We start from the raw sequence: 23342 nt of genomic DNA, 5'->3' as shown, positions 1-23342 counted from the left end.
AATCATCAGCCGGTGGCATGCGGGTTGCAAAAGTCTTGGTCAGGAAGTCGCCCTTGCAACAGCTAACCTTTGAAGGACATCAGATGAGCCTCGCTAGGACCCAGAGCATCGCAGAAATCAGGGCTCGCAACAAAGAGCTGATCGAGGAGGTGCTGAAGGTCTATCCGGAGAAAACCGCGAAACGTCGAGCCAAGCACCTCAACGTTCACCAAGCAGGAAAGTCAGACTGCGGGGTGAAGTCCAACATCAAATCCATACCTGGCGTGATGACGATCAGAGGCTGCGCCTATGCCGGATCAAAGGGGGTGGTCTGGGGACCGATCAAAGACATGGTCCATATCAGCCATGGCCCAGTCGGCTGCGGTCAGTATTCGTGGGGATCGCGACGCAATTATTACGTTGGCACCACGGGCGTCGATAGCTTCGTGACGCTGCAGTTCACTTCCGACTTCCAGGAAAAGGATATTGTATTTGGTGGCGACAAAAAGCTAGGCAAACTTCTAGACGAAATCCAGGAGCTGTTTCCGCTCAACAACGGCATCACAGTCCAATCGGAATGTCCCATCGGGCTGATTGGGGACGACATCGAGGCCGTATCAAGAGCGAAATCCAAGGAATATGGCGGCAAGACCATCGTGCCGGTCCGTTGTGAGGGCTTTCGCGGCGTGTCGCAGTCACTGGGGCACCACATTGCCAACGACGCAGTGCGCGACTGGATTTTCGATAAGATCGAGTCCGACGGCAAACCCAGGTTCAAGCCGACGCCTTACGATGTCGCGATCATTGGAGACTACAATATCGGCGGCGACGCCTGGTCATCTCGAATTCTGCTCGAAGAAATGGGCTTGCGGGTGATCGCGCAGTGGTCCGGCGATGGTTCTTTGGCTGAGCTCGAGGCGACGCCGCAGGCAAAGCTCAACATTCTGCATTGCTACCGCTCCATGAACTACATCTCACGCCACATGGAAGAGAAGTTCGGTATCCCTTGGTGCGAGTACAACTTCTTCGGTCCTTCAAAGATCGCGGAATCGTTGCGCAAAATTGCGGGCTATTTCGACGACAAGATTAAGCAAGGCGCCGAGCGGGTGATTGAAAAGTACCAGCCGCTCGTGAACGGCGTGATCGCAAAATATCGCCCGCGCCTGGAGGGTAAGACGGTGATGCTGTACGTCGGCGGGCTCCGTCCGCGTCATGTGATTGGCGCGTACGAGGATCTCGGAATGGAGGTCATTGGCACCGGGTACGAGTTCGGTCACAACGACGATTATCAGCGCACAGCACAGCACTACGTGAAGGACAGCACGCTGATCTACGATGACGTCAATGGCTATGAGTTCGAGCGCTTCGTCGAAAAGCTCCAGCCTGATCTTGTCGGATCGGGCATCAAGGAAAAATACGTTTTCCAAAAGATGGGTGTGCCGTTCCGGCAGATGCACTCCTGGGACTATTCGGGCCCATATCACGGCTATGACGGGTTTGCGATCTTTGCGCGCGACATGGACATGGCCGTCAACTCACCGGTCTGGAAGAAAACGAAGGCGCCCTGGAAGGAAACTTCGAGCGCCAAGCTCCTCGCGGCGGAATAAAGCAACTCATCTCGCTATCTGCGAAAGCCGGGGCAATACCAATCTCGACAGTGAAGGATTTCAACAATGGCGCAGAGTGCCGAACACGTGCTCGATCATCTCGAACTGTTCCGCGGTCCAGAATATCAGCAGATGCTGGCCAAGAAGAAGATATTCGAGAATTCTCGCGATCCGGTCGAGGTCGAACGTATCAAGGAATGGACGAAAACGGCCGAATATCGTGAAAAGAACTTTGCGCGGGAGGCGCTAACGGTAAATCCGGCCAAGGCCTGCCAGCCGCTTGGTGCCGTATTCGCCTCTGTTGGCTTTGAGGGGACGCTACCGTTCGTCCACGGCTCGCAAGGCTGCGTGGCCTATTATCGCAGCCATCTGTCGCGGCACTTCAAGGAACCTAGCTCCTGCGTCTCTTCGTCGATGACGGAAGACGCCGCTGTATTCGGCGGGCTGAACAACATGATCGACGGGCTCGCGAATTGCTACAGCATGTACAAACCCAAGATGATTGCGGTCTCCACGACCTGCATGGCCGAGGTGATTGGCGATGACCTCAACGCCTTCATTAAGACGTCGAAAGAAAAAGGCTCGGTTCCGGCGGAGTTCGACGTGCCGTTCGCCCACACGCCGGCCTTCGTGGGCAGCCATGTCACCGGTTATGACAATGCGCTCAAGGGCATTCTGGAGCATTTTTGGGACGGCAAGGCCGGAACGGCACCGAAGCTGGAGCGCAAGCCTAACGGGGCGATCAACATCATTGGCGGGTTCGATGGCTACACCGTCGGAAACCTTCGCGAGATCAAGCGCATCTTGGCTTTAATGGGCATCCAGCACACGATTCTCGCCGATAATTCAGAAGTCTTCGATACTCCGACAGACGGCGAATTCCGGATGTATGACGGTGGCACGACGCTGGAAGATGCGGCCAACGCGGTTCACGCCAAGGCGACAATCTCCATGCAGCAGTGGTGCACCGAGAAAACGCTGCCATTCGTAGCTGAGCATGGCCAGGACGTCGTGTCCTTCAACTACCCGGTCGGCTTATCCGCAACGGATGACTTCATCATGGCGCTGTCCCGCATCAGCGGCAAGGAGATTCCCGAGCAACTCGCGCGCGAACGTGGCCGCTTGGTCGACGCCATCGCTGACTCCAGCGCCCATGTCCATGGCAAGAAGTTCGCGATCTATGGCGATCCGGATCTTTGCTATGGGTTGGCTGCGTTTTTGCTTGAGCTCGGCGCCGAACCGACCCATGTGCTGTCCACCAACGGCAACAAGGCTTGGCAGGAAAAGATGCAGTTGCTGCTTGCGAGCTCGCCATTTGGGAAGGGCTGCCAAGCCTATCCCGGCCGAGACCTCTGGCACATGCGCTCACTCCTGTTCACCGAGCCGGTCGATTTTCTGGTCGGTAACACCTATGGCAAGTACCTGGAGCGTGACACCGGGACGCCACTGATCCGCATCGGCTTTCCGATTTTTGATCGGCATCACCATCACCGCTCCCCCCTGTGGGGCTATCAGGGCGGCCTCAATGTTCTGGTGAAGATCCTGGACAAGATCTTCGACGAGATCGACCGGAAGACCAACGTTCTTGGCAAAACTGACTACAGCTTCGACATCATTCGTTGATGAGCGACTATGCGCCTGTCGTCCCCAAAGCACTCGACGACGGCGCAACCACACGACGTTGACCTTGCAACCGGCTTGCGCTGAGAGGAAAAGGGATGAGTTCACTAGCGGCCACGGTGCAGAAGATTTTCGACGAGCCGGGCTGCCCCACGAATGGCAGTAAGTCCGAGGCTGAACGCAAGCAGGGCTGCACCAAACAACTTCAGCCGGGCAGCGCTGCCGGCGGCTGTGCTTTCGACGGCGCCAAAGTTGCGCTGCAGCCGTTCACCGACGTCGCTCACTTGGTGCATGGTCCGATCGCGTGCGAAGGTAATTCCTGGGATAGTCGTAGCGCGGCGTCGTCCGGCTCGGATTTGTGGCGCACCGCATTCACAACCGATTTGAGCGAAACAGACATTGTATTCGGGGGCGAGAAGCGACTCTGCAAAGCGATCAAGGAGATCATGGACAAGTGCGACCCGCCCGCCATCTTCGTCTATCAAACTTGCATCCCAGCGATGATCGGCGACGACATCAACGCAGTCTGTAAGGCAGCATCTCAAAGGTTCGAAAGGCCGGTGATCCCGATCAATTCCCCGGGCTTCGTCGGCTCGAAGAACCTCGGGAACAAGCTCGCCGGCGAGGCCTTGCTCGATTATGTGATCGGGACGCAAGAGCCAGACTACACCACGCCGTACGATATCAACCTGATCGGGGAATACAACGTCTCGGGAGAGCTTTGGCAAGTGAAGCCATTGCTCGACGAGCTTGGAATACGGATTCTGTCCTGCATCTCAGGCGATGGCAAATATCGCGAAGTCGCTTCATCTCATCGCGCGCGGGCTGCGATGTTGGTGTGCTCAAAGTCCATGATCAATGTCGCACGGAAGATGGAGCAACGCTACGGCATCCCGTTCTTCGAGGGGGCGTTCTACGGTATCCGAGATACGAGCGAAGCCCTCCGTCAGCTTGCCCGCTTATTGGTTGAACGCGGCGCGCCGACAGATCTGCTCGCGCGCACCGATGCGGTGATCGTGCGCGAGGAAGCGCGGGCTTGGGCTGCGATCGAACCGTATAGGCAACGATTGAAAGGCAAAAAAGCCTTGTTGATTACCGGCGGCGTCAAGTCATGGTCGGTCGTGGCGTCACTTCAGGAAGCTGGGCTTGAGTTAGTCGGAACAAGTGTGAAGAAATCAACCAGCGAAGACAAGCAACGGATCAAGGAGCTCATGGGGCAGGATGCCAATATGATCGAGGAGATGACGCCGCGCGAAATGTACAATATCTTTAAGGACGCAAAAGCGGACATCATGCTATCGGGAGGCAAGTCACAATTCGTCGCGCTGAAAGCGGCCATGCCCTGGCTCGATATCAACCAGGAGCGTTGCCACGCGTATATGGGCTATGTCGGGATGGTCAAGCTGGTGGAGGAGATCGATAAGTCGCTCTCCAGTCCGATTTGGGTGCAGCTGCGTCGTCCGGCACCATGGGAGGCGTTGGCAAAGGCGATGCAGCAGATGCAATCGGCGGCGGCGGCGAGCGCCTGCGAACCGGCGCTCACCGAAACCGCGCGCCGCGCGAGAGAGATCTGCGTGTGTAACACGGTCGATCTGGGTACGATCGAGGATGCAATTTGCGCGCACGGCTTAAGGAGCGTCGCGGCGGTCAGAGAGCATACCAATGCGGTCGGTGGCTGCTGCCAAAGACGCATCGAAGAAATCTTGGCGTCCAAGCCATCCGCCATGCGACAGGCCGCGGAATAGCGAGGCGTTATGGCCATCGTCACAGCGCCAACAAAAGCCTGCGCTATCAACCCGCTGAAGATGAGTCAGCCGATCGGCGGCGCATTCGCCTTCATGGGGTTGCGCGGGGCAATGCCGCTTCTGCACGGCTCCCAGGGATGCGCGTCCTTCGCGCTCACGCTCTTTGTCCGGCATTTCAAAGAGGCAGTACCGCTGCAGACCACCGCGATGAGTGAGGTCGCGACCGTACTCGGCGGCTACGAGAATCTCGAGCAGGCGATACTGAACATCTACAACCGTACCAAGCCAAAGATCATCGGAATCTGCTCGACCGGTGTGACCGAGACCAATGGCGAGGATGTGGATGCCTACCTCAAGCTAATCCGGCGCAAGCATCCACAATTGACAAAGTTGCCACTGGTGTATGTATCGACGCCTGATTTTGAGGGCGCGTTCCAGGACGGCTGGGAGAAGGCTGTCGCGCGCATTGTGGAGTTGCTGGTGGAAGGCCCCAACGCCAATGGCCTGCGGGATCCATCGAAGGTGAACGTTCTGCCGGGATGTCACCTCACGCCGGGCGACCTTGATGAACTCCGAATGATACTGGAGGATTTCGGGCTGTCTCCCTCCTTCCTGCCTGACGTGGCGGGATCGCTCGATGGGCATATCCCCGCTGAGCTTGCGCCAACGACCGTCGGCGGCATTAGTGTTGACGAAATTGCGAGCATGGGCCGCGCCGGGTGGACGATTGCAATCGGCGCGCAGATGCAGCGAGCGGCAGAGGTCATGCAGGTCAAGACCGGTGTGCCTTTTCGTGTCTTCGAGCGGCTGTGTGGTCTCTGTCCGAACGACGAATTCATGACTTTCTTGAGCGACATCAGCGGCCGCCCCATACCATTGAAATATCGGCGCCAGCGCGGCCAGCTCGCCGATGCAATGCTGGACGCGCACTTCCATATTGGCGGTCGCAAACTTGCGATCGGAGCTGAGCCAGACCTCCTATTCGATCTGTCCGGCATGCTGCACGAAATGGGCGTGCAGGTGACCGCGGCCGTGACCACCACTCGGTCGGAGGTGATCGAGCGGATCAAGACCAACGAGGTACTCATTGGCGATCTGGAGGATCTGGAAGAGCTTGCCAAAACAAGGTGTTGTGACCTGCTGATCACACATTCGCATGGCAGGCAAGCGGCGGCTCGGCTGAAAATCCCGTTCTATCGTGCGGGTTTTCCGATGTTCGATCGGCTTGGCGCGGGACACCAACTATCCGTGGGCTATCGTGGAACCCGCAATCTGATCTTCGATATCGCCAATCTGGTGATCGCGCATCGCGAGGACAACGATCGGCCTACGCCCGATAGATGGCGGACTGCGGCCCGATCGACACAATACGTGAGACATCGCGACTTCGTCAGGGTAACTGAGAGGTCGTTTACATGAAGGTCGCGTTTGCCACTCAAGACCTGCAATACGTCGATGCCCATTTTGGTTGGGCAAGGAATATCGCGATATACGATGTCACGCCTGGCGGGCATGTGTTTCTCAAAGCGATCGAGTTTGATGGCGATCTTAAGGAAGACGGCAATGACGACAAGTTGGCGCCGAAGATCGAGGCCATCAAGGATTGCGCAATCCTTTACGTCGCCGCGATTGGGGGGGGCGGGGCTGCGCGAGTTGTGGCCAACAAGATCCATCCTATCAAGGTAAATAAGCCAGAAAGCATTCAGGTTTTGCTCGAAAAACTCGAGGGCGTACTGAAGGGCACGCCACCTCCCTGGCTACGCAAGGCCATGGCAAAGGACCGGCGGCGTACGTTCGAGTTCGACGAATGAGGTGATATGAGCGCGAAAATAGAGCATCAGGAGAGCGCCATCGACGCGCCGTTCCTCCTGGAGTTGATCAAGATCTGGCGTGCTCAGGACGTCAACGGAGCCTGGGAGACGAAGAGTGATCTCGAGCTGCTCCAACCCTACATTCTGGACAAGGAGAAGCGGCCGCATTGCCGATTATCGGTGATCCTGATCCCGATACGCTGTGGCGGGTTGAGCTGTTCTTCGGTGCGGTCGGGCTCTCGATCGAGAGGGTGACCGGCGTGATGATCCAGCCGATTCTAAAGCTGCATCACGAAGGCTTTGGCCGCGCGGTGTTGATCGGGGGCCGCCTCATCGCCGTGAACAAGCAGCTGCGCGATGTGCACCGCTTCGGCTTCGATAATTTGGGAAGGCTCGCGCAAGAGGGCGACAGATATGTCAGCGAAGGAATCGAGCTGATTCGGAAATTTCCGGACGTGGCGAACTATTGAGGATCCTAATGGCCGATCGTGAAACACTGAAGGCAGAACTAAAGAAACGGTCTGTGAAGGCGGTACAGGCCAAGATGGATCTGCACGACCTTTCGGAAGAATTGCCCGCCAACTGGACCTCGATCATGGTGGTGGCGCAGAAGGCGCACGACGCCTATGCTGAACTGGAGCTCAAGAGTCGTGAATTGAAGGCGATAGAAAATACTTAAAGGAGCCCCGATCCATGTCATTTGCAACGCGAGATGGACGCGAGTGGACGCCAGAATATCTGATCTCGATCAATAGCAAGAAGTGCATCGGTTGCGGCCGCTGTTTCAAGGTGTGCGGTCGAGACGTCATGACTTTGAAGGGAATCAACGAGAAAGGCGAACTTGTCGACCTCGGCAGTGACGAGGACGATGAGATCGAAAAGAAAATCATGGTTCTGAACGATCAAGGTGCCTGCATCGGCTGCGGTGCGTGCGCCAGGGTATGCCCGGCGGACTGCCAGACCCACGTGTCGGGCGCAGCGGCAGCTGCATAGCGGAGGACACACACACACACACACACACTCTCTCTCTCTCTCTCTCTCTCTGTCCTGGAGCAGCGGGCGGGATATCGAGAGACCAGATAGTGATCAGGTCAACAGACTCGCCCGGCGCCGTCGAATGGCCCTGGTCTTTCACTGAACAGCAAGACAGAACTGGCGAGGACACTCGCGCATAGCCGCATAGGCTGATTAGTCCCGAAGCAAAGTCATAGCGACTGAGTGGCGCCTGATTGCGTATCGCTGCCCTATCGCAGGGCGCACGTTCTCGCCAAGGCGCCCTGGCCGTTACGCCGGGGGAGTGATCGAGTTGCCTTACGACGCTAGGGGACGTTCCTGCGGAGCCAATGTTGGCCATCTTTCCTGGGGCGCTCACCGCAGGAGGATCGCTGGGAGCGTTAGGACGCGGCGGTGCGGCGGGCGGACAATTGTCCGCCCTATGGTTGCCGATCGCGTTGAAGCGCATTCTTGCACCTGTGTCCTACGCAATTCTCCACCGCGGACTGGATGGCGCTGCCACAGAATTGGATGCTGCATTAGCGTATGCGGGTCGTGGACGACGCGCTCGAAAAACACAGAGCCGCAATTCTGCTCGCAGGCCGCCGAACTTCGATAGACGGCTGCATTGGCCAACGTTTCCAGTCTAGTGGGGTGGCTCAATGGTGGCGGCGGTCCGAGGAGAGGCCCTTGCTGTAGATCGGCGCCGTTCGACTTCACATCAAGCACAAGGTATCACCCGCCGTCAGCCTACGATTAGTGACCAGCGGCTATGGGTGACTCGCCTGCGTATTGCCGCCGTCGCGTCGGAGTGCCGGGCGGATGCTACGGTCAGGTTGTGGTCAGCTAGGGTGTATATTTTCACCGTGAGCTTGCGCGGCACGAGCTCGATCGCGTGCAAATTTGCCGACAGGAGAGCGATCTGATGTATAACAGAATCGTTGGCTCATCCAGCCAGTCCACAAGCGCTAGCCAAGCTGATGAATGGGGGGGCGCGGGCGATAGTCCCCGTTTTGCGGAAACAATTGCAAGTATGGAGTCCGGTGGATCGTCATCTGAAACGACAGCGCGATACTCTCTGGAGTCAAAGCCGCCGATTCGCGAGATCTATGACCGCGATGACTTCATGGCCGAAGTAAGGAGATTTTCTTTGGGGGATGACATCAGGCACATTGTCGAGAACCCAGAAGAGTACCCGGATTTCGTGTGGGGGAAAGCTGAGCGCGCGGCAACGGTTGCCGGAAGTTACGTCAACACCTATGATGATCCAGATAAAGAGGCGAAATTTTACAGCTATAAGTTGGGCGACAAAACTGTTGGGCTTTTGAGAGCCGGAGGCCCGGCTCTTATTAATAGCGAACGCTTCCGGGAACAGTTTGGGCGCAACGATATCACGTCCGTGGTAGATCTCCGAGTTACTCATCCGCTGGTCGAGAACGCGGGCGATATCTTGTTGGAGCATCAACTTCGACAGGACGGCGATCGTCCGTTGGTCTTGTCACGTCCTGCCACAAGAGAGGTGGAGCCCCGTCTAGCGGAAATGGGTTTTGTTCACTTCGGCCGGAACTACTGGGTGCTTGATCCTAACCAGCACCCCGAAGTGTGGGGGAAGAACGAGAACGGCGAGTGGCAGCGGGTCGGCAAGCCTACGAAGTATCTTTCAGCTGAGGGTATCGATGCTGAGCGAAGGTACGATTCGGATTCCTCAGACGATAACGCTTCATTTTACTTGGAGCGCGCCCTTAGTAGGGGTCTGCGCATGGACTAAGGTGGCTGTAATAGAAACAGCGGGCCAGAAATAACGGACTTCGCCCGTTCCACGCGGGTGCGCAAGAGTCTTGGCAAAAAGGGGCGCACGCTCGCCGCGTGCGCCCCCCTCGCTTACCGAAAGGAATCGTTCAACTCTCGGCGAAGGCACCTGCGATCTCCGCGATGGGATAGGCCATCGCGGGGCGTGTACCGGCCCTTTTCAGCGCGGCGTGAGCGAGCGGCAAAGACCAGCCACCGGGTTTAATCCTCCGGCAAATGGTCCAGCGAAAGCCGTACCTGCGCAGCCAAGCATTGAACGGGTAGCAAGGCTCAAGTTTCGCGCGAGTTGGTCTAATTGTGCGGCCCTGCCAATGAGGCACTGCATAGTGAAGCTTGCGCGTTGTATTAATCGGGCCGTTCCGGCGCTTGCACGGTTTTTGCAGTATTGATTGCACGGCGACAATGAAGAACGTCTTGCAATGTACGAGTGATAAATGCAGCCAGATGCGATCTATGCGGTTTGCGGCTTTAACGACATTCCGAGCCGCCAGGCGATGGGATTCCGCCTGATGGCCGTCGATGATGATGGCAATCACCACCCGTGGTCCATCATTGTGGTGCGCTGGGGCAAAAAGGTGTTTGGCTATGTCAATGAATGCCCCCACAACAGCGTCAATTTGGACTGGGAGCGGAACCAGTTCCTCGATCCATACGGTAATCGACTGATGTGCGGCAAGCACGGTTCGACCTTCGAACTCGGCACCGGCCGGTGCGTCGAAGGTCCATGTCAGGGTAGAACGCTTACGCCAATCGCGTTGGCAGTTCTGGATGATGATATCTGTGTCCTCGGCGTGCGTCTTGTCGAAGACGAAGCATCACCCAACAACTGAAGACCGCTCAGACCGGCCGGTTCTCGTTGCGGTTTTTCACCGGCTCCATTCCCTTTAGCCCGTCGTCGTACGAGATCTCCTCATAGGACAGATCAAGATCGTTTGTGGCATCGAGGAGATGATCAAGCTTGCCGGCCGGATCGAGCTTCTTGAGGTCATCCTTGTTGAGCCCGACCAGCTCCATCATCTCCTTCCAAACGGTGGATTCATCGCACGGCAAGACATGGAAACAAATATCACCAAGTTTGATTCGGTACTTAGCCAGCAAATCTATGTTGTTGCAGAACATGAAGTAGCTGCCGTCCGGGCTTAAGGCACCGTCAAGAACAGTCGCGACGTCCGCAAGATACGCGAAAGAATGCAGGTAGCCTGCCAGCACCGGAATAGTGCGTTCTCCGTGCTGCGCGATCGTCAAGACCTGCTCGATCGAATAGTCCGGTGGCCGTTTCTCGTCCGCGACTTGCGTTTGGAATTTTAGTGCGACGTCGCCGCGAAAGCCGAACCGGCCCGGCTTGGTAGTCCCACCCTTGAATACGGCGTTGAGCAGGCGTCCCTCCTTCTCCAGTCTGCCAAGTGCGGTGTTCTCGATTGCGGTCATTAGATTCGTCCTCAAACTAAGCTCTTTACCGACGTTCTGGCCGGTGCACGGATGCGATGCAAATTGCTTGCCGTTGCATGCGTAGCGGCCTTTGGCATTTCTTAGAAGGCTACGCTTCAGTGGGCGTGATCGCCTCAGGTAGCCTCGTCAGGTATGCGACAACGGTTTCAAAGCCAACAGGCGCGATCCGAACAAGCCAGCATTCATCAAGCATTTGCACGCTGGCACGTGACTTGCTCTTGGCAAGCTAGATTCAAGTGCTGAGAGGTAGCAGTGATCAACCTGACGGATAGCGCAGTAAATGCAATCAAGAGCGCGATTTCATCGTCGACCCACCCGACTGGCGGTCTGCGCGTTATTGTTGAAGCGGGCGGCTGCAATGGATTCAAATACAAGATGGGTCTGGCCGAGGAACCGAAGCCCGACGATACCGTCATCGAACGCGACGGTTTGAAGGTGTTCGTCGATAACAAAAGCCGTGAGCATTTGGCTGGCACGACCATCGATTTTGTGATGGCGCTGGAGAGATCTGGCTTTACCTTTCATAACCCGAACGCCACCGTGAGCTGCTCCTGCGGAAAATCGTTCAGCTGAAGAACAAGTCGTTCAGCCGACGAAGAGGAGACAGTCGAAGCATGCTGGCCGGGCCAGAACAACTGGGCCAATCGTGACAGCCCTAAAGCGTGGCATTCGCGTTGCTCCCCAAGAGACCCGACACAATCCGCATTGCGATGGTGGCGACTGTCAGCTGATCGGCGTCGATGGCAACAGGGGGCAGACCGGTGCCTGCACGCCGTATAGGCTTTGGAGGGTGACGCTGGAAGGCATTCAGGTGCCGCTGCTCGATAGACTCGGCGAATTGGTCCGCCCGATCACCGTTTCTCCTGTTGGCGAGCCGGTGGATTGAGCGAGAATCGAGTGCCGATTTACCTCGATAACAATGCAACGACCCGGGTCGATCCATCCGTCGTGCAAGCCATGCTGCCGTTCTTCACGGAGCAATTCGGCAATCCGTCATCGCCGCATGCCTTTGGCGAAGAGGTCGCAGGTGCTCTGAGGCAGGCCCGGCACAGCTTGCGCCGCCTGCTAGGAAATACATACGATCACGAAATAGTTTTCACTTCAGGAGGGACGGAGGCCAACAATGCCGCGATCCTCTCTGCGCTGGCCACCCAAAAAGACCGCGACGAGGTCGTCACTACCTCGGTAGAGCACTCCGCTGTTCTTGCGCTAACCGAGCGATTAGCGACAAGAGGAGTCAAGACGCACACCGTACCCGTAGATTCCCGCGGAAGGATCGACATCGAGGCGTTTCGCTGTGCGCTCGGACCCCGCACAGCGATTGCCTCGGTGATGTGGGCCAACAACGAGACCGGAACGACGTTTCCTGTGGAATTCTTGGCCGGGTTGACCCGTGAAGCGGGCGCGCTGTTCCACACCGATGCTGTCCAGGCTGTCGGTAAGGTGGGGGTGGATCTAAAGGACAGTGCGGTCGACATGCTGTCGCTATCCGCGCACAAGTTGCACGGCCCTAAGGGAATCGGCGCGCTATATCTGCGCAAAGGAATAAAATTCGAGCCGCTGATCTGCGGCGGATCACAGGAACGAGGGCGCCGCGGCGGGACCGCGAATGTTCCCGGCATTGTTGGCCTGGGAAAGGCTGCCGAGCTCGCGGTGGAGCGGCTCGAACCGGAGCGCGTTCGCATCGGCGCGTTGCGCGACCGTCTTGAGCAGGGAATCTTATCTAGCGGCGAGTGCGTTGCACTCGGCGATATCAGCAATCGGTTAGCGAACACGGCCTCTATTGCCTTCGACCATCTCGAAGGCGAAGCCATCGCTCACCATCTCAATCGGGCAGGAATCGCCGTATCGCTCGGATCGGCCTGCAACTCGGGTTCTTTGCAGCCATCCCATGTTCTGCGAGCCATGCAGGTGCCGGCGTGGCGGATGCGCGGCACGGTGCGCTTTTCTCTGTCGCGTGAAACCTCAGTCGCGGACGTCAATGAGGTCGTGTGCGCAGTGTCCGACATCGTGGCTCGCCTGCGCGCCGTTTCCCGCGTCAAGTCAGGGAGTTGACTTCGTGAAGATCATGATTCGCCGATCTCCGGAAGCCGGCCTGTCGATCTACGTCCCAAAAAAGGATCTCGAAGAGCCAATCGTGGAATCTGAGTACGAGACGCTATGGGGTGGCTGGATCAAAGTAGCTAATGGTTGGGTGTTCGATTTGCCCCAGATGGCGAGTGACACACGATTACCGATCACAATCAATGCTAAAAAGCGCGGCCGAAACGAGGACGATCCGTGAAGCCGCCTCCGCAGATCGACTTTGTCGATGCGGCCATGCAAGGCAACTCTCGTGGACATTGCTGCCGGCCCGAGGGCCGGAGCATTTGGTCCGTATGTCGTTCCTAGTCTTGCAGAATCGGGCAGATCCGATGTACCGGCCCCACCAGGGGTGTTGGCCGCTTTCTTTGCCAACAAGTTCACGCTGCTGCGTCAGGCGCAGCATATGGAAATCAGCAAAAGTCGATCCGCGGTAACAGGATTGCTGACGCAGGCTTCGCTCGGCCAATCGAGCCGAGGTGGTTCCACCACCATCTTTTGTCTCTGTCGCTGCACGCGGCGCTGGGTAAGCGCGATACATCGGCAAGTGCAGAACAATACCCGCGCGGCATTGGCGAGATCGCCAGTATCGTTGTTGCGAGTCCGCTGGCCAATAGTTCGACAGTGGCGTGGCTGGCAGGTGGCCCGGGGTGCTGTATAAGCAGCATGGCTGCGTGCAGCGGACCAACAACTTCGCTATCTTCGACCTGACTATGTCGCGCCGCTGACCGAAATCGACATTCAAGCGCCAAATCCGGACACCATCACGGAAAGGCCGACCGGACGGTCCTGTCTCACGAACGGCTATTTAATAGCTATACGCAACAAATCATCAGCAGCTCGGGCGGCAACTCACTACGCGATCGTAGATCCTGGGCGCGCTCAGTGGCAACGAGCTCCGCTTTCTACTCGAGCAACGCGTGACATTGCTTGCGATTGGGGCTCGCTTGCGCGGCTGAGCGACTTCTGGCCCACTACCGACGAATCCGCCAGCTCATATCGGCATATTCTGAGAGCTTTAGCGCCGGAAAACCCTTTCGGATTAAGCCGGCCTGCTAGCCTAGCGGGAGAATGAACGTGCAAGCGGTGGAGCTGTGCTTGAGCATAACGAGTGTATCTGTCGCATTTTCAACAAACGCATCATTGCTGTTCTTACATGCGCCAGCGCCGTTCCTTTCGCTAACTCATTGGAATTTGGTGGAACTTTCATCATCTCCACTATGGCATGCAAGTTGCTACTTAGCTTCTTGAGGCTCGCCACGGATGGTCGTGGGAGGCTGATGATGCCTGCAGGGTAAAATGAAAATTAGGGCCGTTGTCGGACGCGGAGAATATGTCACAGCTGCCGTGGATAGCGGCAATCGGATTCAGCCGGCAGCCGAGCACAAGGGCTGCCGGGCTTCAGCCAAGTCGCGCCAGACGAGCTGCGGCTCGCAGGCAGGGCAAGGCGATTTGCCGAACGAAATCTGGGACAAAGTGAAGAACCATCCCTGCTACAGCGAAGAAGCACACCATCATTACGCACGTATGCATGTAGCGGTCGCGCCCGCCTGCAACATCCAATGCAATTACTGCAACCGAAAATACGACTGCGTAAACGAATCGCGTCCAGGCGTGGTGAGCGAGAAGCTCACCCCTGAGCAAGCGGTCAGAAAAATGCTCGCGGTAGCGACCAGCATTCCGCAGATGACGGTGCTTGGCATAGCTGGTCCCGGCGATCCCCTGGCCAATCCAGAAAAGACCTTCAAAACATTCGAGTTGGTCACCAAAGCGGCTCCCGACATCAAGTTGTGCCTGTCAACCAATGGACTGGCTTTGCCAGACCATGTTGATACCATCGTCAGGGCAAATATTGACCACGTTACTATCACCATAAACACGGTTGATCCTGACATCGGCGCCGAAATCTATCCGTGGATATTCTTCAACCATAAGCGCTACACCGGCATCGATGCGGCAAGAATACTCACCGATCGGCAGCTGCAAGGCCTCGAGATGCTTAGCGAACGGGGTATCTTGTGCAAGGTCAACTCGGTGATGATCCCCAACATCAACGATGACCACCTGGTCGAGGTTAACAGGGTGGTGAAGTCGCGTGGTGCCTTCCTTCACAACATCATGCCGCTGATCTCCGCGCCCGAGCACGGCACGGTATTTGGTCTCAATGGCCAGCGCGGACCGACGGCGCAAGAATTGCGGGCGCTGCAAGATGCTTGCGAAGGGGAGATAAACATGATGCGGCATTGCCGCCAGTGTCGCGCCGATGCCGTCGGCCTACTCGCGGAGGATCGCAGCGCGGAGTTCACCACGGGTCGGGTCATGAAAATGAACGTCCAATATGACTTGCAAATGCGCAAGGCTTATCAGGAAAGGGTAGAGGATCAGCGGGCCGCCCAGGTCGCGGCCGGCCAAAAGGAGCTTGCGGAATTTGCCGGAGAGATGAGCACGATCACTCTTCTGGTGGCGGTCGCAACCAAGGGCTCGGGATTGATCAACGAGCACTTTGGGCACGCAAAGGAATTTCAAATGTACGAACTGTCTACATCCGGCGCCAAATTCGTCGGCCACCGCCGAGTGGACGTTTACTGTCAGGGCGGTTATGGCGAGGAGGACAGGCTTTCCGCCATCATCCGTGGCATCCATGATTGCCATGCGGTTTTCGTGGCCAAGATCGGAGGCTGCCCGAAAAGCAATCTGATCAAGGCGGGGATCGAGCCAGTCGATCAATATGCCCACGAGTTCATTGAGAAGTCGACGATCGCCTGGTTCAGATCTTATCTGGATAAGGTGAAACGGGGGGAGATCCAACACGCGGAGCGCGACGCCGCGATCCGGCGGGAAGCTCTGATCTCTGTCGCGTAAGGAGGAATATGTGCCATTTAAGATCATCGCCTCGCAGTGTACGAGTTGCTCGGCCTGCGAACCCTTGTGCCCGAACGTTGCCATCTCGGAGGTGCGGGGAAACTTCGTCATTGAAGCGGCGAAGTGCACCGAATGCGTCGGCTATTTCGACGAGCCGCAATGTGTCGCCGTCTGTCCGGTTGACAATACCTGCGTGATTGACACGTCCTTGCCTCGCTACCAAGCGCCAGCGTAGCGCGTGAGCACCTATGAACGGCATGCCAAGAGCTGGTTCTGAACACGCCGCCGACGTTCGGTTTTCGCGACTGCGCTTGATTGAGCTACATAGTGCGTTGCTGGTCGGCAGCACCGCCCGGCGGCATTTCTTTCTGGGCTGCGGTCTGGAGGTGCTTCTCTATACCGAGAGTGGGGCATAGGCAGCGCCAATAGCCAAGCGAGCACCAAGTGATGCAGGATCCTCGCTTGCGATGGAAAAGGTGCGCTTGCTGGATCTCTAGAGGGAACGATCTATGAGGAGCTCTACATGAACAGCATTGTTCGCGACACCGATGTCGTCGAGCTCAACGATCCACCTGTGTTCAGCTTTGGCCAAAAGCTGCGAGCCAATCGCAATATCCGCAATGATGGCACCTATGGCGGCAAGGAGATTGGTGAAATCTTAGTTAGAAAGGGAGAGGTGGGTTACGTCGTCTCAATCGGCACGTTCCTGCAGCAATTCTACATCTACGGCGTGGAGTTTCTAGAAAGCGGATATCGCGTTGGCATGAAGCGCAAGGAACTAGAGCCGGCAGACGCCTGCGAACAGATCGATGATCCGCCATTGCCGGAGGAGTCATGACTCAGCCCGGTTTTCCGAAATTTCGGCGCGGTCAGCGGGTCAAAACCGCAGTCGACCTCATCAACGACCACTCATTTCCGAATAGAGAGCCCGACGGGGTCCTGCTCCCCGCCGGGGCGACCGGCGAGATCATCAAGGTCGCTATCCATACCGAAGCGGACGTGCCGATCTATATCGTCGATTTCGGCGAGCAACTGCTCATCGGCTGTCTTGAAGAAGAAATCACAGTGCTTTGAAGAGAGGCTTCCGCCATGAATACCGCGCTGCCGAGGAAGGTAAAAGCCGAGCTGGTGCCTCACCCCAATGAGCTCGATCGAAAACGGATCGAGCGCAGCTTGAGCTCGCGCAAGCGCTATCTCTACGTCTCGCCCAATGTGAGGCCGGTGAGGGGCGGCTATCTCATCGAGAGCCCCTGTTGCTCGCGCAACATCGACAAAGACGGCGCTCTCATCGATGTTGCGCTAGTTCATTATGATGCCGTGAGCGGGATCTGGAAAATGTTTCGCAAGAATCACGCGCGAGGAAACTGGGAATTTTATAGCCTTTACCACCGCTTGACGTCTGCAATCGACGATTTGAATGCCGATCCGGAGGGGCTGTTCTGGCAATGACGAGCCACCTTCGACGAGTCATAGTGGTACAACGCGGGCGCTCATCGCCGAGGAATTGATCGAAATCGAACGGTTGCTCTCAGCCGATGGCGCCGAGACGAACACGTTTGTCGAGCTGCGGCGCCGCTTGCCTCAGCTTGCGTTTGTGTGCAGTGAGGCGTCGGATTAGCGGATCAGCCGTTCCGGCAGTTTGCTTGTCTCAAGCATCATCTGCTCGCTGGATCAGATCACTGCGTGAACGACCGATCCGACGCGAGCGGCGGGCATAGTATCGGCTAAAAGTGTGTTGGGTGGAGTGCGGTGAGCTAGCAGAGTATCGGCTTGACGGCACGCACACCGTGCACAGAAATCAGTTTCTCATTCCGCGGTCCGATCCCGACGTCACCTTCGCGGAGCTCCCGGCCGTCAAGACGCTCCTGTGTTCGCCGCAACCGGGCAGATCACTGACGGCCTTGAGAGCGCTTTCGCGGTCTATCTTGGCCGCATATGCTGCTGCGGTCTCAAGTGGTACACATTGAGCTCCTGGCTGCGTCTGAAGACGCTTCGCATAGCCAAGGGCAGGAGGTTGTCGTCGCGCCCCACGCCTTCGTGAGCCGTCGCCTCCCATTACTCTCGCGGGCGCCTGAGCTGGCCGGAGGACTCGGCGATCGCAATAATGCGATCGCATAACCGGGCGCCCCATATCAACCCATGGTTCGCCAGTGGGCTTACTTACGAGTTCTGACGCGAGAACCGCACCAGAAAGGGGTCTCAATTTTATTAAGCCGGACAAGGCAATCTCATCGAGCGCGTGCCCCCGCCTCAACGCCGTTTGCAACTTGCGTTTCCTTCACGTGTACAGCCGACGCGGATCTTGGCTCACACGAGCCCGCGCGGGCGGCTGCTCCGGGGCGGCGTCGTCTATATCGCGCTCGAATGCCGACATTGGGAGTACGTGCCGCCAGTTCCTGACGGCTGGGATAACGTTTGCGGCTTGCTGCAAGCATCCACGAAGATCATCTTGGTTCTTGCCGCTAAGTAGCGACAGCACAGGCTCATGATCAAGTGCGGCACATCGTGCCCCATCTGCGTCGGCAGCGGTCTTCGTATCAGGATCGGATCGCCTATCAGCAATGAGAGTGCGCTTGGCGTGACCGGCGAACTTCAGGGCTTGAAGTTGACCCGCGTTAGTATTTGCCGGGGATAAAAGGTGATTGTCGCCACGACATACCTATGTAGGCGCGCTGAGCGGAACGATTGGCACGGTGCTGCGGCTCCCCTGAGCCCATTCGAAGTTATTGCCGATCATCTCCAATGTCAGTGCAGCAAGCGCCGTACCGCATTTACAGCACTGCTCGAAGGTCCCGCCAGTGCTCGAGTCCGACGTGCATATCCACTCTCCCTCAATCACCTGGTTCGCGAGAAAAGCGCTAAGTTTCGTTCCATACCTGACGCATGGGAACAAGACGGTGCAAATCGGCTTTTCGCATGATCGTTTGTGGTCATGTTTGCTTTCTGACAATCGCGCAGATCATGTCAGATCCCGAAATGCCGGGATCACTCACCGGTTGGCTGGTTTCCAGAAACGTAGTCAGAAGCTTAGGGAGCGAAGTCAATCTTGGCACGGCGGTTGCTGATAAGCGGCAGCAACACTGGCTGAGGGCTGAGTGCACGCCAACGCGTAAGACGAGCGATGCACTCCTTCCCTCGAACAAGTGTGCCCCGTTTCTGCGAGAGAAACAAACTCGCGCGAAGCAACCCGCGCAACTTTTGGTAAATCGGTTGATGGAGAGCAACATGTCTTCACTGAGACAAATCGCGTTCTACGGGAAGGGCGGCATCGGCAAGTCGACCACTTCACAAAACACGCTGGCGGCACTGGCCGAGATGGGCCAGAAAATCCTCATTGTAGGGTGCGATCCGAAAGCGGACTCGACCCGCTTGATTCTGCACGCCAAGGCGCAAGACACGATTTTGAGCCTTGCAGCGAGCGCCGGCAGCGTGGAAGACCTCGAGCTCGAGGACGTAATGAAGGTCGGCTACAAGGACATTCGCTGCGTGGAGTCCGGTGGTCCTGAGCCGGGTGTCGGCTGCGCCGGCCGCGGCGTCATCACCTCGATCAATTTCCTGGAGGAGAACGGGGCCTACGATAACATTGACTATGTCTCATACGACGTGCTCGGCGACGTCGTTTGCGGTGGCTTTGCGATGCCAATACGCGAGAACAAGGCGCAGGAAATCTATATCGTGATGTCCGGTGAAATGATGGCTATGTATGCCGCAAACAACATTTCAAAGGGCATCCTGAAATACGCAAACTCTGGTGGCGTGCGGCTGGGCGGTCTGATCTGCAACGAGCGCCAGACCGACAAGGAGCTTGAGTTGGCGGAAGCGTTGGCCAAGAAGCTGGGCACTCAGCTGATCTACTTCGTGCCGCGCGACAACGTGGTGCAGCATGCCGAGTTGCGCCGCATGACAGTGCTGGAATATGCACCTGATTCCAAGCAGGCCGACCACTATCGCAATCTTGCGACCAAGATTCACAATAATGGCGGCAAAGGCATTATCCCGACCCCGATCTCCATGGACGAGCTCGAGGACATGCTGATGGAGCATGGCATTATGAAGCCGGTGGACGAATCCATCATCGGCAAGACCGCCGCCGAACTCGCGGCCTTGTAAAGGTCGCGAGCCGCGGCCCTCGCGAAGGGCCGCGACGGATGCCGGTCTCCCTCACCCGCCCATCCCGGGAGGCCGGCATCCTGATGATCGAGTGTAGCGAAAACCAGGATGCGGCGGGGAGCCCGGATCACTGTGAAACCCGCGAAATTATGTCCGAAGCGCGCTCCCTTTCGTTAATGGCTGCCGTTGATACCAACAGCTGGATGCATTGGGGAATTGAAACCTACCGCCTGCTCACCGGTGCGCCTCCTGCAGATAGCGATATCGCCACCGACAGCAATTTCGATCGCCATATTCTGGCGTCTATCCTGGTGGCTGCCACAATGGATGGTGGCTCCCTTCCCGAGAAGACCGGCTTGTCCCGTCATGAACTGGCGGCTCTGCTGGAGCAGTACTTCCCGTCGGTTGAGGTCAAGCTCGCCGAGCAACTCTCGGCTCCCAAGTGGGAAGGGGATGACGAGATCACGATGCTGCGCGATCTCTTGCTCAAGCAACGCTCGACGGAAGGGGATATCGGCAGCTGGCTGGCTGCGATGATCGCGCGCCGCGCCATTGAGCCAGGCCATCTGTGGCAAGCTCTCGGCTTGCGCAATCGTGGCGAACTATTTCGGCTGCTGAGCCGCCATTTCGCGCCGCTCGCCACGCGCAATGTCAACAATATGCGTTGGAAGCGCTTCTTCTACCGCATGCTTTGCGAGAATGAGGGCCTCGTGATGTGCAAAGCACCTGTGTGCAAGCAATGTGACGACTTCAATCTCTGCTTCGGCGAAGAGAGCGGTGAGAGTCGGATGGCCGAGCGCCGGCGCGATGTTCTGTTGCCGGCGGCTCGCGATCGGCGTTGCCGGTGACTGGCCATCCGAACTGTTGCAAGGGTCCGCAGCCTCGCCATCTGAGTTAGTCTCGCCGGATCCGGTAAGTCGCGCGGAAGATGAGGACGCGGCTGACGCCGTTTCGATGTGAGCGACTGGCCACGTGTCTAAGGCAGTGGTCCGTGACAATTTCCTGGCGCGCGCAATTGCTAACGTTTGAACTCGGGGCAACAATAATCAAAACGTCCGCTTTAAGACGTGTCGCACTTGCGACAATTCATTTGCTGAGGAAGGCGACGACGGAAGAGTTAGGTTCGTCAATAGGTTGCCTGGGACGGACGGCTGGCATGCTGGTTGCTGAAGGATAGGTGGGTTAACCAATAAGGAGCTCTTGCGTGACTGCCGCCAGCAGCCCCGCCAAATCGTCTTGGTCCGACCAGGTGCGCGCCAGGTCCATTGTGCGAAACGACACGACATCGAGTGACGGTGAGCAGGCACCTGGCGTTGCTTTCACAAAGAGGAAAAAGCTAACAATCGCCCAGGCGGCGGGCCGGGTTCACGGAAATCGAGGCGGGAACGCCGGCGACGGGCGGCGAGGAGATCGCCGCCATTTGCGCCATTGTCGAAGCAGCTCTTCCGCTGACCACAGCTGCCGGTCGAGCGCCAAGCGCTCGCGGCGATGTGGCGCGACGTGTGCGGATGCTTGGCAACCCGTCCCGGTGAAAAGCCCTATCCAGCAGCATTTGCGTCGATCTTTCGCAAACCGAAGCGTGGCAAGGACGGCGTCCGATGTCGTTGATGGTGCGGCCGGCGTCCAGCTTCCGCACGCCAGATCCTCTGATGCGATCTCACCTCCAGATCTTACTGCCCGTTCCGCCATACATGCTGTGATCTCCTGCCCAATGGCGAGCCGCCCCCGGAAGGCCAATCGGCGTCCTCTCGCGCGGCTGATTTCCGGTCCTGCGACCGTCCTAACAGGCGTCGACATAGAGCGTGGTTTGGCTATTGATCCCGTAACTTCATCGGCTGGCGCCTCACCGGCGTGCCTGCCGATCTGGGCAGCGAAATTTGGAGATCCGTTTCCCGGAATCGGGCTGTGGCGATGCGAACCCGCTATGCGAGGCAGGACGGCACGGTCAACGGGCGCCATCCCTCATCAACTGCCTAAAGCGAATTCGAAGGAAAAGTTTTCGATGATCAACCCATGCCCGGCAACCGGTATCCTGGTTCGGCTTAACAAGGCCTCGTCCGCCGAGGAGTTTTTTTCGCTGCTAGGCGTCGATTACGATCCTAAGATCGTGAATGTCGCGCGCCTTCACATTCTAAAGCGCATGGGACAATACTTAGACAAAGAGCAATTTGCTGGTGCCCCGGAGCCGGAAATCAGAGCTCGGTGCAAGACGATGCTGGAGCAGGCCTATGCCGATTTCGTTGCATCGTCACCGATTGACCAGCGAGTGTTCAAGGTTTTGAAGGATGCCGTCGTAGACGCTAAGAAGGCCACGGCCTTTGTCCCTTTGAGCGAACTGAAGTGATCTGGCGATCCACTGGAAGCAAGATTGCCGAAGGGGCCGCCATGGCAACCCCGTGTGCAGCCCTCGCCCTCATAGGACAACTCTCAGCAGTCATGACCCGAGCGACGACTGTCGTATTCCCGACCCATGTCTGGGCTGGTCGTGTCCGCGGTATCAGTCGCTTTTTCAAGTGTCCCCGAAGCCATCACGCTCGACCAACTTTCAATCGTCTTTGCAACTGGTACGACACTTGCTGTTGTCCTGCCCATCAGATCGTCGCTACCGAACGACGGTAATCGTCCGAAATGAGAGTGAAGGAAGACCCATGATGCAGCTTTTACTGCCTGCGAGCGCTGCGGCATCATCTCGTGGCCTACAATCGCACAGGTCCGTTCGAGATGGTTTTTGACGCGAGCGAACTGACGGTGAGATGGTGGTCAATGGCGAAGTCGCCGGTTCTCGCTACAGCTGGAGAGGACATGCACATCGTCTTCCGCATCAAGTCGGCCTTTAATTCTGCTCGGATTTGTATCGAGCTCATGGCGGATGGCACTTCAGGAAGAGGGCCAAGGTCGGCTCATGCGGGTAGTCGGCGCTCGAGGCGCGAGATGGAATGCGTGACAGATGCGTTGCCGGTATCGCCCTCGTCGCCACGTTCTATGTGGATCCGCTGGGCTGAAAGTGACGCACAGGTATTGCGCAGCGAACGGTCTTGCCAACTCAGGCATGGAGGCGATCGGCCAGAATCACGGCGGTGCCCTGACCGCGGCGGTCGCGCTCGTCGAGACCGGCGCACAAGGCTCCAATGTGGAAGACATCTTCGGCCTGACCGGAACGTCTATCGCCATTATGGATCTTGTTGTGCAGCCGGTCGGACCAAGCTGACGGGGCGGAGCAACCCGGCCACTTGCTGACCAAAGGTGATCTCCAGTCAACGGAGCCAGAAAGCAAA

At 57.4% G+C, this 23342-nt stretch carries 22 protein-coding genes and 2 pseudogenes; 23 read left to right on the top strand and 1 reads right to left on the bottom strand.

What is annotated here, in order from left to right; genetic code table 11:
* Nucleotides 1-83: 83 nt before the first annotated feature.
* The 10 genes and pseudogenes from nifD to HZZ16_RS24260 all read left to right on the top strand — a co-directional run bounded on the left by nifD (nucleotide 84) and on the right by HZZ16_RS24260 (nucleotide 10394).
* Complete coding sequence (gene nifD, locus HZZ16_RS24305; RefSeq protein ID WP_197952411.1) at nucleotides 84-1586, top strand: nitrogenase molybdenum-iron protein alpha chain; 1503 nt, start codon at nucleotides 84-86, stop codon at nucleotides 1584-1586.
* Nucleotides 1587-1652: 66 nt separating this feature from the next.
* Nucleotides 1653-3209 carry a nitrogenase molybdenum-iron protein subunit beta gene (gene nifK, locus HZZ16_RS24300; RefSeq protein ID WP_197952397.1) on the top strand — a complete coding sequence of 519 codons (1557 nt, stop codon included), beginning with the start codon at nucleotides 1653-1655 and terminating at the stop codon, nucleotides 3207-3209.
* Nucleotides 3210-3304: 95 nt separating this feature from the next.
* Nucleotides 3305-4951 (top strand): nitrogenase iron-molybdenum cofactor biosynthesis protein NifE, encoded by a 1647-nt coding sequence (gene nifE / locus HZZ16_RS24295; RefSeq protein ID WP_197952396.1) that lies wholly within the window; start codon nucleotides 3305-3307, stop codon nucleotides 4949-4951.
* A gap of 9 nt (nucleotides 4952-4960) precedes the next feature.
* The gene (gene nifN / locus HZZ16_RS24290; protein ID WP_246510392.1) at nucleotides 4961-6370 is read left to right on the top strand and encodes a nitrogenase iron-molybdenum cofactor biosynthesis protein NifN; all 1410 of its coding nucleotides are present in this window, start codon (nucleotides 4961-4963) and stop codon (nucleotides 6368-6370) included.
* Nucleotides 6367-6762 carry a nitrogen fixation protein NifX gene (gene nifX / locus HZZ16_RS24285; protein ID WP_197952395.1) on the top strand — a complete coding sequence of 132 codons (396 nt, stop codon included), beginning with the start codon at nucleotides 6367-6369 and terminating at the stop codon, nucleotides 6760-6762. The genes nifN and nifX overlap by 4 nt, the downstream gene beginning before the upstream one ends.
* A 6-nt stretch (nucleotides 6763-6768) precedes the next feature.
* A pseudogene (locus tag HZZ16_RS24280) lies at nucleotides 6769-7232 on the top strand (NifX-associated nitrogen fixation protein).
* Nucleotides 7233-7240: 8 nt separating this feature from the next.
* Nucleotides 7241-7441 carry a CCE_0567 family metalloprotein gene (locus HZZ16_RS24275; protein ID WP_197952394.1) on the top strand — a complete coding sequence of 67 codons (201 nt, stop codon included), beginning with the start codon at nucleotides 7241-7243 and terminating at the stop codon, nucleotides 7439-7441.
* A 14-nt stretch (nucleotides 7442-7455) separates the two neighbouring features.
* A complete protein-coding gene (gene fdxB, locus HZZ16_RS24270) occupies nucleotides 7456-7755 on the top strand; it encodes a ferredoxin III, nif-specific (RefSeq protein WP_197952393.1) in 300 nt (99 codons plus the stop codon).
* A gap of 925 nt (nucleotides 7756-8680) precedes the next feature.
* A complete protein-coding gene (locus tag HZZ16_RS24265; RefSeq protein ID WP_246510391.1) occupies nucleotides 8681-9523 on the top strand; it encodes a host specificity protein in 843 nt (280 codons plus the stop codon).
* A 475-nt stretch (nucleotides 9524-9998) separates the two neighbouring features.
* Nucleotides 9999-10394, top strand: a complete 396-nt coding sequence (locus tag HZZ16_RS24260; RefSeq protein WP_197952392.1) for a Rieske (2Fe-2S) protein — start codon at nucleotides 9999-10001, stop codon at nucleotides 10392-10394.
* Nucleotides 10395-10401: 7 nt separating this feature from the next.
* Here the strand turns inward: HZZ16_RS24260 and HZZ16_RS24255 are convergent, their stop codons facing one another.
* Nucleotides 10402-10992, bottom strand: a complete 591-nt coding sequence (locus HZZ16_RS24255) for a hypothetical protein (protein ID WP_197952391.1) — start codon at nucleotides 10990-10992, stop codon at nucleotides 10402-10404.
* 273 nt (nucleotides 10993-11265) lie between these two features.
* Between HZZ16_RS24255 and HZZ16_RS24250 the strand changes: the two genes are divergently transcribed.
* The 13 genes and pseudogenes from HZZ16_RS24250 to HZZ16_RS24195 all read left to right on the top strand — a co-directional run bounded on the left by HZZ16_RS24250 (nucleotide 11266) and on the right by HZZ16_RS24195 (nucleotide 23275).
* The gene (locus tag HZZ16_RS24250; RefSeq protein ID WP_197952390.1) at nucleotides 11266-11586 is read left to right on the top strand and encodes a HesB/IscA family protein; all 321 of its coding nucleotides are present in this window, start codon (nucleotides 11266-11268) and stop codon (nucleotides 11584-11586) included.
* 384 nt (nucleotides 11587-11970) lie between these two features.
* Nucleotides 11971-13068 carry an aminotransferase class V-fold PLP-dependent enzyme gene (locus HZZ16_RS24245; RefSeq protein ID WP_376707587.1) on the top strand — a complete coding sequence of 366 codons (1098 nt, stop codon included), beginning with the start codon at nucleotides 11971-11973 and terminating at the stop codon, nucleotides 13066-13068.
* Between the two features lie 4 nt (nucleotides 13069-13072).
* Nucleotides 13073-13297: a putative nitrogen fixation protein NifT gene (nifT, locus tag HZZ16_RS24240; RefSeq protein WP_197952388.1), complete on the top strand. Its 225-nt coding sequence runs from the start codon at nucleotides 13073-13075 to the stop codon at nucleotides 13295-13297.
* A gap of 1097 nt (nucleotides 13298-14394) precedes the next feature.
* A complete protein-coding gene (gene nifB, locus HZZ16_RS24235; RefSeq protein WP_197952387.1) occupies nucleotides 14395-15957 on the top strand; it encodes a nitrogenase cofactor biosynthesis protein NifB in 1563 nt (520 codons plus the stop codon).
* Between the two features lie 10 nt (nucleotides 15958-15967).
* Nucleotides 15968-16192 carry a 4Fe-4S binding protein gene (locus tag HZZ16_RS24230; protein WP_197952386.1) on the top strand — a complete coding sequence of 75 codons (225 nt, stop codon included), beginning with the start codon at nucleotides 15968-15970 and terminating at the stop codon, nucleotides 16190-16192.
* 288 nt (nucleotides 16193-16480) lie between these two features.
* Entirely contained in the window at nucleotides 16481-16795 is a 315-nt protein-coding gene (locus tag HZZ16_RS24225) for a nitrogen fixation protein NifZ (protein WP_197952385.1), read from the top strand.
* Nucleotides 16792-17031, top strand: a complete 240-nt coding sequence (locus HZZ16_RS24220) for a nitrogen fixation protein NifZ (protein ID WP_197952384.1) — start codon at nucleotides 16792-16794, stop codon at nucleotides 17029-17031. Before HZZ16_RS24225 ends, HZZ16_RS24220 begins: the two co-directional genes overlap by 4 nt.
* A 15-nt stretch (nucleotides 17032-17046) precedes the next feature.
* Nucleotides 17047-17406, top strand: coding sequence for a DUF3024 domain-containing protein (locus tag HZZ16_RS24215; RefSeq protein WP_197952383.1), 360 nt, complete (start codon nucleotides 17047-17049; stop codon nucleotides 17404-17406).
* A gap of 1776 nt (nucleotides 17407-19182) precedes the next feature.
* Nucleotides 19183-20067 carry a nitrogenase iron protein gene (gene nifH / locus HZZ16_RS24210; protein WP_197952382.1) on the top strand — a complete coding sequence of 295 codons (885 nt, stop codon included), beginning with the start codon at nucleotides 19183-19185 and terminating at the stop codon, nucleotides 20065-20067.
* Between the two features lie 149 nt (nucleotides 20068-20216).
* Nucleotides 20217-20915, top strand: coding sequence for a nitrogen fixation protein NifQ (locus tag HZZ16_RS24205; protein WP_197952409.1), 699 nt, complete (start codon nucleotides 20217-20219; stop codon nucleotides 20913-20915).
* Nucleotides 20916-21271: 356 nt separating this feature from the next.
* Nucleotides 21272-21530 (top strand): annotated as a pseudogene (locus tag HZZ16_RS37445) (hydroxymethylglutaryl-CoA lyase-like TIM-barrel protein); the annotation flags it as partial.
* A 539-nt stretch (nucleotides 21531-22069) separates the two neighbouring features.
* On the top strand, nucleotides 22070-22411 hold the full coding sequence (nifW, locus tag HZZ16_RS24200) for a nitrogenase stabilizing/protective protein NifW (protein ID WP_197952381.1): 342 nt from the start codon (nucleotides 22070-22072) through the stop codon (nucleotides 22409-22411).
* Nucleotides 22412-23116: 705 nt separating this feature from the next.
* The gene (locus tag HZZ16_RS24195) at nucleotides 23117-23275 is read left to right on the top strand and encodes a hypothetical protein (protein WP_197952380.1); all 159 of its coding nucleotides are present in this window, start codon (nucleotides 23117-23119) and stop codon (nucleotides 23273-23275) included.
* Nucleotides 23276-23342: the final 67 nt, after the last annotated feature.

This window comes from Bradyrhizobium glycinis (assembly GCF_016031655.1).
Taxonomy (GTDB): Bacteria; Pseudomonadota; Alphaproteobacteria; order Rhizobiales; family Xanthobacteraceae; genus Bradyrhizobium; species Bradyrhizobium glycinis.
Note: the sequence above shows the minus strand (reverse complement) of the source record. Positions and strands in the feature narration are given on the sequence as shown.